The following is a 13,403-nucleotide window of genomic DNA, read 5'->3' as shown; positions in this document are numbered from 1 at the left end:
CGGACATCGGATGTATGCCGCACAGTATGCACACCTCTAGCGCTCGGTTCATACATCCAATGTCTGGACCTGCAATGGAACCAAAGTGGCGGAATATGCATTGACGGGCCCGTATACATCGGATCTAATGACTCCACCAGTGGATGTGGCGGTCATCACAACCGAGAGGTGCATCGTCATGAGAAGAAGACTGGCCGTGGTGGCCATCGCGTTCCTCGCCTGCCTCGGACCGGCCGCGTGCTCGGTCGAGGACACCGCCGGTTCCGGAGACGGCGCGACGGGCAAGAAGCAGATCACCTTTCTGACGTTCGAGACTCCCAACCTCACTCCGCAGTACTGGGACGCGGCGATCAAGCGGGTGACCGACAAGTATCCCGACATCTCCGTGAAGAAACTGGTGTCCCCCACCCAGGACCGCACCGCCTACGCCAAGCAGCTGCTCACCTCGGGACAGTTCCCCGACGTGCTCATCGCGGTCTCGCCGGCGGGCTTCGCCGAGTCGGGCAACCTGTACCCCTGGCGGCCGGACGAGCTGAAGGACTTCCTGTATCCCGCCAACGGTGCCGTCGGGGGAAAGGTCTACCAGTTGCCCGCCAACACCCAGACCATCCCGGTCGTCTACTACAACAAGGATCTCTTCGCCAAGGCAGGGCTCTCCGGGCCGCCGAAGAACTACACCGAACTGCTCGCCGACGCCGCCGCGCTCAAGGCCAAGGGGATCACTCCCTTCGTCACCGGCGGTGGGCACGACGCGCTCGGCCCGGCCTTCGCCGGCATCCTCGGCACCGAGGTGTACGCGAGGAATGCCGGCTGGATGCACGACCGGCGGGCCGGGAAGGTGAAGTTCTCCGGCCCCGAGTACACCAGGGCCGCGCAGAAGCTCGCCGATCTGGCGGCCAAGGGCTACATCGACAAGCGGAACATCGCCCACGACTATCCCGCCACCCAGGCGGCGTTCCTTGGCGGCAAGGGCGCGATGTACCCGATGGGCAACTGGTTCGCCGCCGCGGCCGACGACCCCAAGACCAAGCCATCGTTCCCGATCGGCCAGTTCTTCTGGCCCTCCGACGGCGGCGGGCAGGTCGTACCGGCCTTCACCGGCGGTGGGCTGCTGGTCAGCGCGAAGGCGAAGAACCTCGACGCGGCCAAGAGGTTCGCGCTCGCCTTCCAGCTCGACAAGAGCAACCTCGACGTCTCCACCAAGGCCGACGGGCTGATCCCGGCGGTCAGGGGCTACACCCCACCGGCCGATGTCGGTCCCGTCTACAAGGACGGCTACGACCAGTTCCGGCGGGCCGAGGCGGCCAAGGCGGTCGTGCCGGCCTTCGGATTCGAGGCCGGTGACGACGGCATGCTCCCCGGAGTGGTGCCCAAGTGGGACTCCTCGATGCAGGATCTGCTGACCGGCAAGAGCCCGGCGGCGGTGACCAGGAGCCTCGACGCGGAATGGCAGAAGAACTCTTGACCGGGGGGTCCGGCCCGGTCGGGGCCGGGCCGGCCGCCGAAGCCACCCGGCCGAAGCACTCCTCGGAGGCGCGCTTCGGCCGGGCGTCCTCCCGGCCTGCCGTGCGACGAGGACGGCGCCGGTCATGGACCCCTCGGCTCCTGCATTTCGCGGCCTTCGGTGCTCCCGGGCTCACCGTCTACGTGTGCTTCGTGCTGGCGCCGATCGCCATCGGCTTCGGCTACAGCCTGACGAACTACAACCCGTTCAGCCCGCCGCTGCGCTACGTCGGCCTGCGCAACTACCGGCTGCTGGTGGAGGACCCCGAATTCCTGCTGTCGCTGCGGGTGACCACCGTCCTCACGCTCATGGTCGTGATCATCCCCAACGTGCTGGGACTGGGAATCGCCCTCCTACTGGACCGGCGCGGCTGGTTCTACAACGCGCTGCGCAGCGTCTTCTTCGTGCCGATCGTGCTCAGCTCGGTCGTGGTCAGCATCATCTGGACCCGTCTGATGGCCGACGACGGCCTGATCAACCAGGCGCTGCGCGGGATCGGCGTGCGCCACCCGCCAGGCTGGTTGTCGGACCCCCGTTACGCCGTCTACTCACTCGGCATCATCGTGTGCTGGCAGATGCTCGGCTTCTGCGTGGTCGTCTATCTCGCCGGGCTCCAGGGCGTACCGCAGCAACTGCACGAGGCGGCGGCCATCGACGGGGCCGGCCCCTTCCGCCGGTTCCAGAAGATCACCTGGCCGCTGCTGGCGCCCGCGCTGACCATCAACACCGTCATGATGCTGATCTCCGGCTTCAAGATCTTTGATCACGTACAGGTGATCACCAACGGTGGCCCCGGCACCGGAACCACCGCGACGATCGCCTTCAACGTGCTGCAGACCGGCGTCGTCGCCGACCGGCAGGGTTACGCATCCGCAATGGCCATCGTCATGCTGGCGATCGTGGCAGTGGTGTCGGCGGTCGCGCTGCGCATCCTGCAGCGGCGGGAGGTGGACCTGTGAACCGGCTGCCCTGGCTGCGCCCGCTGGTGGCCCTGGCGATCGCCGCCGTCTTCGCGGTGCCGCTCTACGTGCTCTGCGTCAACGTGATCAAGCCGGGCCCGAAGATCGCGGGCTCGCCCGCCGGGCTGCCGATCCCGCCGACGCTGGACAACCTGTCCGCGGTGCTGAGCCGGCCCGACCGGCTGTTCTGGGTCAGCCTCACCAACAGCGTCATCGTCACGGCCGCGTCGATCATCATCCTCACCGTGCTGTCGGCGATGCTCGGTCACTACCTCGCACGGGCCCGGGGGAGAGCCGCCCAGTTGCTCACGGTGCTCCTGCTGTCCGGATTGATGATCCCGCCCCAGGTCATCCTGATCCCCATCACCCAGGTGCTGCGCGCCGTACACCTGATGACCACCGTCCAGGGGCTGGTGCTGTTCAACGTCGGCTACTACATCCCCTTCGGCGTCTTCGTCTTCACCGGGTTCGTCCGCTCCATCCCCCTGGAGCTCGAAGAGGCCGCCGCCATCGACGGGGCCGGCCGGATGAGAGTCTTCTGGCGGATCGTCTTTCCGCTACTGCGCCCGGCCACGGCCAGTGTGCTGATCTTCCTGGGCGTCTGGATCTGGAACGACTTCATCGACCCGCTGGTCATCCTCGGGCCCAGCCAGGGCACCACCGTGACGACCGGCATCTACCGGGCCATCGGCCAGCACCAGTCCGACTTCGGCGCCGTCTTCGCACTCATGTTCCTCGCCACCGTGCCGGTGCTGGTCTTCTACCTGGCCCTGCAGAGGCACTTCGTGAAGGGGCTCACCGGAGGGGCGACCAAGGGATGATCGAGATCATGGTCGATCCGGACCGCGGCCGGGTGTACGAGCACGGCTGGCAGAGCTGGAGCCCGTCGGCCACCTACCCGGTCACCGGCACCGGGCACCGCCCGTCACAGGCCGTACTGGGCACGATGTGCTACCGGCCCGGTCGCCCGGCGCCTGCCCGCGGCTTCCAGGGGGAGGGGCTCCTGGCGGTCGATCCCGGCACCGGCGAAGCCGTACGGCTGTTCACACCGGTGGACGGCCTCACGGAGATACCGTCCATCCGGGCCGTGCTCACCGGAGAGCGGCGGCTGGTGATCACCGCCGACGGGCCGGTGGAACAGTCCAGCCACGAGGGTTCGCTGGGGGAGTCCCTGGCAGGCTGGGCGGACCGCTTCGCCGCACGTGCCGGGACGAGCCCGCCGCGGCCGGCACCGACGGCGTGGTGTTCCTGGTACCACTACTTCGGCGACGTCACCGGACCCGACGTGATCGAGAACCTCGAGGCCATCGCCACGCTGGACCTCCCCGTCGACGTCGTACAGATCGACGACGGCTGGCAGGCCGAGATCGGTGACTGGACGGCCCGGTCCGATCGATTCGGTGATCTCACCGGGCTCTGCGCGCGCGTCCGTGACGCCGGACGGCGCCCCGGCATCTGGATCGCCCCCTTCCTGGTGGGAGCCCGCAGCGAGCTGGCCCGTACGCGCCCCGCATGGCTGGTGGGCGGTGCCGACGCCGGCCACAACTGGGGCCAGGACCTGTACGCGCTCGATACCACCCACCCCGCGGCCGCCGCCTACCTGCGGGACGTCTTCGCCAGGCTCCGGTCCTACGGCTTCGACTACTTCAAAGCCGACTTCCTCTACGCCGGCGCGCTGGAGGGCAGACGGCACGCCGGCCACGTCCAGGCGGTCACCGCCTACCGGCAGGGACTCGCGCTGATCCGGGAGGCGATCGGCCCGCACAGCCACCTGATCGGCTCCGGCGCCCCGATCCTGCCCAGTGTCGGGCTCGTCGACGCCATGCGCGTCTCACCCGACATCGGGCTCCGCTACGAACCGGAGTCCGGTGACTTCTCACGCCCATCGCAGCACGCGGCGACGCTGACGACGATCGGGAGAGCATGGCAGCACGGGCGGTTCTGGGTGAACGATCCCGACTGCCTCATCGTCCGGCCGGAGGTCGAGAGACGTGAGGAGTGGGCGGCGACGATGGAGAACTACGGGGGCTTGCGGGTTTCCTCGGACCGCATCGCCGAGCTGGACGGCTGGGGCCTGGAGACGACGCGGCGGCTGCTCGGCACACCACCGCCGCCCGTCCCGTTCGACGCTCTCCGGCAGGAGCCCGGATAGCCGGCCGGTCACCACGCGGAGCCGCCGTACGCCGCCGCAACACCCGGCCGACGGGTTCACCCGGGCCGCCGGACGATTTGTCAGGGGCTGGACTCCGTCGCGGCGAGGGTCAGGGCTCCTACCAGGGCCGCGCGGGTGCCCAGAGAGGAGGAGCGGACCTGGACGCGGTCGCTGATCGCGGGTTGGGCGAAGCGGTGCAGGGATTCACGAATCCCCTCCAGGAGGGGCTCTCCTCCGGTCACGAGTTCGCCGCCGATGACGAGCATCGCGGGGTCCAGGGCATTGCACAGGTCGGACAGGACCCGTCCGAGCCGACGTCCCGCGTCGGCGACGATCCGGGCCACGACCGGATTGCCGACCAGGGCTTCGAGGGAGAGGTCGGCGGGCCGTTCGGCAGGCGGCAGGCCCGCCGCGATGAGCTGCCTCCACACCTCGCCGATCGACACCACCGACTCGAGGCAGCCGCGCTGCCCGCACCGGCACTGCGTCCCGCCCTCCTGGACCAGCGTGTGCCCGATCTCTCCGGACGCTCCGTACGCTCCGGTGTACCGCCTTCCGGCGAGGATCAGCCCTGCCCCGATGCCATGGGACGCCTTGACATAGATCAGGTCGGACACGTTGCGCCCGGCCCCGTGCGTGTGCTCGGCCAGCGCGGCGAGATCCGCGTCGTTCGCGATCACGACCTCCCCGCCGAGCCGGGCGGTCAGCTCCCGCTGCGGCCTGACCCCCGCCCAGCCCGCGAGGATCGTGGCCGACTGGATCTGGCCGGTCGCCAGGTTGATCGGCCCCGGGATTCCCGCTGCCGTGCGCCGCACCGAACCGGCCGGGACTCCCGCCCGGTCCAGCAGGTCAGCGACCAGGATCGCCGCCTGGTCGAGCGCGTTGCTCGCCGAGGCGTCCACGTCGAGAGGCACCCGGCCCTCGGCGATGATCCGCTGCGCGGTCGAGGCGAGTGCCACCGAGATGTGCGTGTGCCCGAAGTCGATCCCGACGAGATGCCCCGGAGGGCGGCGCGGCGACAGCCGTGACGATGGTCTGCCGCGTCCGACGTGGTCGGCGGGCTCGTGCTCGTGCACCAGCCCATCGGCCACCAGGCTCCGGACGATCCCTGCCACAGTGCTCGGTGCGAGGCCGGTCCGGCGGCTCAGCTCCTGCCGGGTCGTGGGGAAGGACTGGTTCAGCGCGTCGAGGATCACGCGCCTGCTGCGTTCGATCCGCTGGTTCGGTGTGGGGGACACCGGCGGAGTGTATCGAATTTTAACATTGAACACTCTAATTAGATCTAATTAAGAGTGTTGACCAGAGTCTTTCCTGGCCTCTACGGTCACGGCACAGGTCGAGATTGATCACCACCCCCCGTAGAAGAGGCACATATGGAACGTAACAACGCCGCGTGGAGAAGCAGACGGGCGGGACTGCTCATGATGACGGCGGCAGTCCTGGTCTCCGGAGGGATCGTGGCGGCGCCGGCCCGGGCGGAGCAGCCGGTTCCCAGCGGCCTCGCCGAGGTCGCCGGGAAGGGCGCCCAGGTCGTCGAGTCGCCGGACGGTGATCTGCGGGCCACGGTCTCCACCGTGGACGGGCGTCTCACCTACAGCGTGACGAAGCACGGCAAGACCCTCGTCGGAGCCTCCGGGCTCGGCGTGGATCTCGCCGGACGGACCAGCCTCACGCAGGGCATGAGCATCGAGTCCGTCGGGCGGCGCACGATCGACGAGACGTGGAAGCCCGTCTGGGGGACGTCGAGCAAGGTCAGGAACCACGCGAGCGAGCTCACCGTCCACGCGGTCCAAGCCGACACGGGGTTCAAGCTCGACCTGGTGTTCCGGGTCTTCGACGACGGGGTCGGCTTCCGCTACCACTTCCCCCAGCAGCCCGGTCTTGACGCCTACACCGTCACCGCCGAGCAGACCGAGTTCGCCCTCGATCCCGCCGCGCGGAGCTGGTCGATCGCCGCGGGCAAGACCTGGACCGCCGACGAGCAGCACTATCGCGACCTGCCCCTGTCCGCGGTCCCCACCGCCCAGACGCCCATCACCGCCTCGCCCGCCGCCGACTCCTACGTGGTGGTGCACGAGGCCGACCTGACCGACTACCCCAGCATGACGCTGAAGTCGGTGCCGGGACGGCCCGGCACGTTCTCCAGCGACCTGATCGGCCTCCCCGACGGCACCAAGGCCAGGCTGAACGGCGAGTTCTCCACGCCCTGGCGCACTCTGACCGTGGGTGAGCGCCCCGGCGACCTGGGCGAATCCCATCTGATCGAGAACCTCAACGACCCCTGCGCGATCTGCGACGACACCTCCTGGATCAAGCCCGCGACGTACGTCGGCGTCTGGTGGGAGCTCCAGCGCCGGCAGACCACCTGGACCGCCGGGCCGAAGCACGGCGCGACCACCGCGCGGCTCAAGCAGTACATCGACCTGGCCAAGCAGGCGGGCGCGAAGTTCGTGCTGGCCGAGGGCTGGAACACCAAGTCCGGCGGTGAATGGGCGGGCCAGGACTTCCTGACCCCGCAGGCCGACTTCGACCTTCCCGAGGTGCTCAAGTACGCCGCGGACAACGGCGTCGGGTACATCGCGCACAACGAGACCAGGGGCGACGTCGACTACTACGACCGGAACATGGAGAAGATCTTCTCGCGGTACGAGGAGCTCGGCATCCACGCGATCAAGACCGGCTATGCCACGAAGTTCCTGCTCGGCGGGGTCAACCGCAGCCACTACGACCAGGAGGCCGTCCGCCATTACCAGCGGGTGATCGACGCGGCGGCGCGGCACCACATCACGGTCGACGCGCATGAGGCGATCAAGCCCACCGGCCTGGGACGCACCTACCCGAACATGATGACCGGCGAGGGCGTCGCGGGCATGGAGCAGCAGAACTACATGGGCGCCAACGGCAACCCGCCCGCGCAGGCCACGATCCTGCCCTTCACCCGGTTCATGGGCGGGCCCGCCGACTACACGCCCGGCGTCCTGAACGTCACCTGGGATCCGGGCAAGCTCGGAACCCGGGTCCAGACCACCTCGGCCGCGCAGCTCGCGCTGTATCCGACGTTCTTCAGCCCGATGCAGATGCTCGCGGACACCCCCGAGAACTACGCCGCCCACCCCGGATTCGCCTTCCTCAAGGACATGCCCGCCACCTGGGACGAGACCCGCGTCCTGGACAGCGTCATCGGGGACTACACCACGACGGCCCGGCGGAGCGGCGACACCTGGTACCTCGGCGCGATCACCGACGAGAACGACCGGACCCTCCAGGTGCCGCTGTCGTTCCTGCCCGACGGCACCTTCGTGGCGGAGACCTACGCCGACGCCCAGGGGACCACCTGGAAGGGCGACCCGCTGCCCATCGAGATCAGCAAGACGCTGGTCAGATCGTCCACCCGGTTGTCCATGTCGCTGGTCGCCGCCGGCGGCCAGGCGGTCAGGATCAGGCCCGCGACCGCCGAGGAGCGCGGTGACCTGCCCCGGTACGCCCCGCCTCGCGCGGACTTCGGCACCCCCGAAGCCGTACTGGACCCGGCCACCCAGCAGCTCGTCGTGAAGGCTCCGCTCACCAACACGGGCAGCACCGTGGCCGAGCTCCAGGGCCAGGTGTTCCTCGACGGCCACGCCGCCGGCGAAGTCCAGCGCATCCGCGTCGCGGGCGGCGGAACCCGGATCGTCGAGTGGAGACTGCCCGCGTCCCAGGTGCCCGACCAGGACTTCGGGGTCGCGGTGGGCGCACCCGGCGGCGAGCGCAGCAGGTCGGTCCGGGTGGCGCAGACGCGCTCACTGCTCGGGCTCGTCCGGGAGCTGCGGAAGTCCGGAGATGTGACGTCGTCGGCGATGGCGCTCCTCCAGCCCAAGATCACCAAGGCTGAGACCGCGCTCCGCCAGGGCGACGAGACCGGCCGCCTCCTTTCCCTCCAGGACGTACGGCTGGCGGTCTACGGTCTCCCTCTCGCCGAGGTGACCGCGAAAGCCCGCACCGCCATCGACGACCTGCTCGCCACCCGGCTCGGTGCACCGGCGGGGCTCTTCTCCCTCGCGCTGAAGGTACGGCTGGCGACCGACGAGGGGGCCATCGACCCGGCCCTGTCCGGCAGGCTCGCCTCCGAGGTCAAAGCCGCGATCGCCGCGGTGGTCGCGAACGACCCGGCGGGGATGCGCGAAGCCCTCAACCGGTTCACAGCCATGGTCGAGGCCGAGCAGATCGCCCCGGACGTCGCTGCCGACCTGCTGGCCGTCAGCGGGGGGCTCACCGCCGGGCCCCGTAGGATCGAGGCGGAGTCCGCGCAGCTCATCAGCGGCGCGTGCCTGCGCACCGACCACACCGGTTACACCGGCACGGGCTTCGTGGCCTGCCTGAAGACCAAGGACAGCGGCGTGCGGTTCACCGCCCCGGTCGCCGTGGACGGCCTGTACACCGTCCGCCTCCGCTACGCCAACGGCATGGGTGCGACCCAGACCATGACCCTCGCCAGCGGGACGCAGTCCGTCCAGCTCCGGCTACCTGCCCTGCAGAACTGGGACGCCTGGTCGGAGCACCAGGTCAGCCTCTCCCTCAGCAAGGCCACCCCGCTGAACTTCGTGTTCGGCTCCGGCGACAACGGCAACGTCAACCTGGACTCCATCAGCCTCGAACCCGACCCGGGGGTCATCCGCCGATAGCCCGCGTCATGAAGGCCGTGGGGTCGCCACGCCACAAGGCCGCGCCGATGTGCTCCTCAAGGGGTCTCGAGGCTTGGAGGGGCCGCCCCGCGCGATCGGTCGATCGCGCGGGGCCGGCCTGCGCGGTGAGGTCCGAGCCCGCATTGGTTTCACGCGATACTATGTCGAGTGAAATGATGCCTGGTAATATCGTTTCATGACCGGCGACGTTCCGCACAGCAGCACCGTCTCGCGTGCGACCGACCGCCGCGGGGACGCCTCTCCTTTCGCTCTCGGCCTGCTGCTGCGCCGGGCGCACTGGCGCGCGGCGGCGGCGGCGGGGGAGGCGCTCCGGCCGCTCGGCATCGAGTTGCGGCATTTCGCCGTGCTGATCGTGCTGGTCGACCACGGGCCCACGGTGCAGCGGGACTTGGCGGCGGCGACGGGAACGGACAAGGCGGCCATCATGCGGGTCGTGGACGACCTCGAGCGCCGGGGACTGGTCGTACGCAAGACCGTTCCAGGGGACCGGCGGGTGCGGGCAGTGGAGATCACACCTCAGGGCGTCGAGCTTTTCGATGCCGCCCATGCGGCGGCGGTGCCGCAGGCTGAGCGTCTGGTCGCCGAGCTGGGGCCCGGCGAGGCCGAGCAGTTGACGGATCTGTTGACCCGCTTCGCCCATCCCGCAGGCGGCGAGGCGTAAGCGCGCCGGTTGCCTGCCGCGTGGGCAGGCGACTGGGCGCGACACCGGCGATGACGCGCGTTCACCCCCGGTGTGGTCTACAGATCCGGGACGTCGTGGTGGCGGCGGATGTGTGCCGTGAAGGCCCGCAGGTACCCGGTCAGGAACTCGGCGGTGGACGCCACCTGGATGTCGCCCTCGTCGTTGATCAGTCCCTTGGTGAACTGGATGTAGGCCTCGGGCCGGCCCAGCACCGGGGAGTTGGTGAAGGACAGGATGGTCTTGAGGTGCTGTTGTGCGACCGCGGTAGAGATCGCGCCGGGTGAGGTTCCGATGACCGCGGCCGGCTTGCCGTCCAGCACGTTGGATCCATAGGGCCGGGTCGCCCAGTCGATGGCGTTCTTCAGCGCGCCGGGGATGGACCGGTTGTACTCGGGGGTGACGAACAGGAGGGCGTCGGAGGCTTTGATCGCGTCCTTGAACTCTTGGGCCACGGCGGGGTAGTTCGGGTCGTGGTCGTGGCTGTACAGGGGCAGTTCGCCGATGGGGATCTCGGTGAGGCGGAGTTCCGGCGGCGCGAGACGGCTCAGGGTCAGAGCGAGCGCCCTGTTGATCGACTTCAGGGAAAGGCTTCCGACGATGTAACCAACGTTGTATGTCACTGCGTTTCCTCTCAAGGCATGAACTTGCCGCCGTCGCGCTCCGGTGATGACGACGACTCATTCGGTGTTGGTGACCTGCTCCCGCGTGCTAGCCGTCGACGAACGTGACCGTCTCGGCGAGGGGCGCCCGGCCCGTACGCACGTGATCCGCCGTGACGTCCTCGAACCCGATCGACATGCCGCAGTAGAAGATGAGCTCGTCCGGCGGTGACAGGATCTCCGCGACGGTCTTGCGATACACCGACCACGCCATCTGCGGGCAACTGTGCAGCCCTTCGGCGCGGAGCAGGAGCATGACGGTCTGCAGGAACATGCCGACGTCGGCCCATTGGGGCAGGCCCATGTCGCGGTCGATGTAGCAGAACAGGGCGGCGGGCGCGCCGAAACAGTCCCAGTTCGCGGCGGCGGCCCTCTGGCGCGCCTCCCAGTCCTCCCGCGGAATACCCAGTGCGCTGTAGCGCTCCTGGCCGAAGGCGGATCGGCGCTCGTGGTACGGCGACTTGAGTGCGGACGGGTACATCTCGTACTCCCGCTCGTCCCAGGGGTCACCGGCGGCCACGCGCTCACCGGCGCGCTTCTTGAGCTCGGCCAGCGGCTCGCCGGTCAGCACGTAGGCGTGCCATGGCTGGAGGTTCGATCCGGACGGCGACCAGGCCGCGGCGGACAGCACGCGCTCCAGCATCTCCCTCGGGACAGGCCGATCGGTGAAGCCCCGCACCGCCCGTCGGCTCGTGACCGCCTCATAGACGTCCAACATCGTCCAACTCCCCGTCAGCTCGACCTTGCCTCGTCTAACTCCGTCACATTCACGATAGTATCATCCACGATAGTATCGTTCAATACCAACTGCCCGATCCGCCACCGGACGGGAGGGAGAACCATGTCCTTGATCGTCAGCGAGCTCTTGTTCTGTGCGGCCATCGCTGCGGCGCTGGCCGGAGTCTTCCTGTACCGGCGGACGTCGGTCCCGGGGCGGGCCTGCTCGCCGCAGGAGCGGCAGTTGCTCGTCATGCTCGCGCGCGACGAGATCGACGAGGAGGAGTTCCGCCACCGGCGGGCCACCGCCCGCTTACCTCGTCCGGCGGCACTGACCAGCGGGCCGGCGCACCCGAATGGCGCCCACGGCGGCTTGACGAGCGGTGAGGTGACGCCGTGAGAGCGGGCTTGCCATCGCGACGGCTCCGCCTCGGCTCGACGCGGAGCCGGCTTACCGTCATGGCCATGCTCGGGGCGTTCGCCGTGCTGGTGCCGCTCGGCCTGGTGGGGGCATCGGCCGCATCGCGGGCCTCGGCCACGCCCGGCTGGTCAGGAGTACGCGACCAGGCCCGGCTCACCGCCACCGCGGCCCGGTTGCGGAATCTGCCCGGCACCGTCGAGCCGCACGTTCCCGGCATCGACCTGATCCAGGTGGTGGGTGCGGATCAGCGTGTCATCGCCGCCTCGCCCGCGGCACGCGGGCGAGGACCCCTGAGCCAGGTGCGGCCCTCGCCCGCCCAAGCTCAGGCAGACGTCGAGGTGTGCGCCACGGGCGCCGGCCGAGCGTGTCTGCGTCTGGCCGCCGTCCGGGTTTCACCGTCCCCTGCTTCCCCGGTGGTCTACGCCGGCCGGATGGTCCCGCCGATGGCGTCGTCCGGGGTCTTCCTTCTGCTCTGGACCGCCCAGATCGGGCTGCTGATCCTCCTGGCCACCGCGGCGACGTGGAAGATGGCCGGGCGCACACTGGGCACCATCCCTCTCCTGCGCGCGCAGTTGGCCGCGATCAACGTCAGAGATCTGAGCACCCGCATCCCGCAGCCCCCCGGCCGCGGTGAGGTCGCCCAACTGGTGCGCACGATCAACCACACACTCGGACGGCTCGAGGAGGCCAAAGCCTCCACCGAACAAGCGCTCAAGCGGCAACGCCAGTTCGCCTCCGACGCCTCGCACGAGTTGCGCACCCCGCTGACCGGCCTGCGCGTGCGCCTGGAGGACGCCCACATGTATCCCCACGACACCGACCTGTCCGACCTGGTCCGGCATGCGCTGGACGATCTGGATCGGGTCCAGGGCATCATGACCGACCTGCTCCTGCTCGCCCGGTTGGGCGCCACCGCGCCCAAGGCCACCCAGGAGGTCGATCTGGCCGGCCTGGTCCGTACCGAGACTGGCCGGCGCGACGATCGCCACCCGGCGGTCTTGGACCTGCCGGAGCGGATCGTCGTCGATGCCGTACCGGAGCAGATCGCCCGGGTGCTGACGAACCTGCTGGACAATGCGCAACGGCACGCCACCAGTCAGGTACAGGTCGGGCTGCGCCGCGCAGGATCGCACGCCGAACTCACGGTGAGCGACGACGGTGGGGGAGTGCCGCCGGCCGACCGGGAACGAATCTTCCAGCGGTTCGTCCGCCTCGATGACGCCCGCAGCCGCGACCGCGGAGGCACCGGCCTGGGCCTGGCCATCGCCCGCGACATAGCCACCGCCCATCACGGCACCCTGGACGTCCAGCAGGCCGCGATCGGCGGCGCCGGCTTCATCATGCGGCTGCCCCTGACCGCCCCCGCCGGGCACGCAAGCCTGGGGCGGCCGGGGCGGCCGCAGCCCGCCTCGCTGAATCCTGGTACGTGACCGCAGCCACACCCAGGACTGCACGCCGTATGCGCCCGCCGATCACGAAGCCGACTTCCACTTGTAGAGGGTCTAACGAGACAGTATTATCTCGTAAGGAGACGCTATCGTCTCGTGAGCGTGAGCGTGGCGGTCAAGGCCTGCCGGCCTCTGCAGCGCCTGGTGGTGAGATCGGGCGATCTAATGAAAGGACTTAC

The 13,403-nt window shown here is 69.2% G+C and carries 11 protein-coding genes; 8 read left to right on the top strand and 3 right to left on the bottom strand.

What is annotated here, in order from left to right:
- Positions 1–178 precede the first annotated feature (178 nt).
- Genes ACRYCC_RS34400 through ACRYCC_RS34385 form a run of 4 tightly spaced genes read left to right on the top strand, consistent with a single transcriptional unit; the run spans position 179 to position 4,615 of the window.
- Complete coding sequence (locus ACRYCC_RS34400) at positions 179–1,465, top strand: ABC transporter substrate-binding protein (protein ID WP_433818045.1); 1,287 nt, start codon at positions 179–181, stop codon at positions 1,463–1,465.
- Entirely contained in the window at positions 1,447–2,463 is a 1,017-nt protein-coding gene (locus tag ACRYCC_RS34395) for a carbohydrate ABC transporter permease (RefSeq protein WP_433818043.1), read from the top strand. The genes ACRYCC_RS34400 and ACRYCC_RS34395 overlap by 19 nt, the downstream gene beginning before the upstream one ends.
- A complete protein-coding gene (locus tag ACRYCC_RS34390; protein ID WP_433818041.1) occupies positions 2,460–3,284 on the top strand; it encodes a carbohydrate ABC transporter permease in 825 nt (274 codons plus the stop codon). Before ACRYCC_RS34395 ends, ACRYCC_RS34390 begins: the two co-directional genes overlap by 4 nt.
- An 8-nt stretch (positions 3,285–3,292) precedes the next feature.
- Positions 3,293–4,615 carry a glycoside hydrolase family 36 protein gene (locus ACRYCC_RS34385; RefSeq protein WP_433818040.1) on the top strand — a complete coding sequence of 441 codons (1,323 nt, stop codon included), beginning with the start codon at positions 3,293–3,295 and terminating at the stop codon, positions 4,613–4,615.
- Between the two features lie 80 nt (positions 4,616–4,695).
- Here ACRYCC_RS34385 and ACRYCC_RS34380 read toward each other — a convergent pair whose 3' ends face one another.
- Positions 4,696–5,853 (bottom strand): ROK family transcriptional regulator, encoded by a 1,158-nt coding sequence (locus ACRYCC_RS34380; RefSeq protein ID WP_433818039.1) that lies wholly within the window; start codon positions 5,851–5,853, stop codon positions 4,696–4,698.
- 135 nt (positions 5,854–5,988) lie between these two features.
- Here ACRYCC_RS34380 and ACRYCC_RS34375 point away from each other — a divergent pair, with 135 nt between their 5' ends.
- Together ACRYCC_RS34375 and ACRYCC_RS34370 are read left to right on the top strand one after the other, a co-directional pair.
- Entirely contained in the window at positions 5,989–9,276 is a 3,288-nt protein-coding gene (locus ACRYCC_RS34375) for a glycoside hydrolase family 97 N-terminal domain-containing protein (RefSeq protein ID WP_433818038.1), read from the top strand.
- A gap of 196 nt (positions 9,277–9,472) precedes the next feature.
- On the top strand, positions 9,473–9,958 hold the full coding sequence (locus ACRYCC_RS34370) for a MarR family winged helix-turn-helix transcriptional regulator (RefSeq protein ID WP_433818036.1): 486 nt from the start codon (positions 9,473–9,475) through the stop codon (positions 9,956–9,958).
- 77 nt (positions 9,959–10,035) lie between these two features.
- Here the strand turns inward: ACRYCC_RS34370 and ACRYCC_RS34365 are convergent, their stop codons facing one another.
- Both ACRYCC_RS34365 and ACRYCC_RS34360 read right to left on the bottom strand, forming a co-directional pair.
- Positions 10,036–10,599: an NADPH-dependent FMN reductase gene (locus ACRYCC_RS34365; RefSeq protein WP_433818035.1), complete on the bottom strand. Its 564-nt coding sequence runs from the start codon at positions 10,597–10,599 to the stop codon at positions 10,036–10,038.
- Between the two features lie 88 nt (positions 10,600–10,687).
- Positions 10,688–11,356, bottom strand: a complete 669-nt coding sequence (locus ACRYCC_RS34360) for a nitroreductase (RefSeq protein WP_433818034.1) — start codon at positions 11,354–11,356, stop codon at positions 10,688–10,690.
- A 123-nt stretch (positions 11,357–11,479) separates the two neighbouring features.
- On the opposite strand from ACRYCC_RS34360, the gene ACRYCC_RS34355 reads away from it, so the two are divergent.
- Positions 11,480–11,755 (top strand): hypothetical protein, encoded by a 276-nt coding sequence (locus tag ACRYCC_RS34355; RefSeq protein WP_433818033.1) that lies wholly within the window; start codon positions 11,480–11,482, stop codon positions 11,753–11,755.
- 65 nt (positions 11,756–11,820) lie between these two features.
- Entirely contained in the window at positions 11,821–13,206 is a 1,386-nt protein-coding gene (locus ACRYCC_RS34350) for a sensor histidine kinase (RefSeq protein WP_433818032.1), read from the top strand.
- Positions 13,207–13,403: the final 197 nt, after the last annotated feature.

The organism is Actinomadura scrupuli (assembly GCF_050971785.1).
In the GTDB taxonomy this organism is placed as follows: Bacteria; Actinomycetota; Actinomycetes; order Streptosporangiales; family Streptosporangiaceae; genus Actinomadura_E; species Actinomadura_E scrupuli.
The sequence above is the reverse complement of the archived record's forward strand: the minus strand, read 5'-3'. Positions and strand labels throughout refer to the sequence as shown.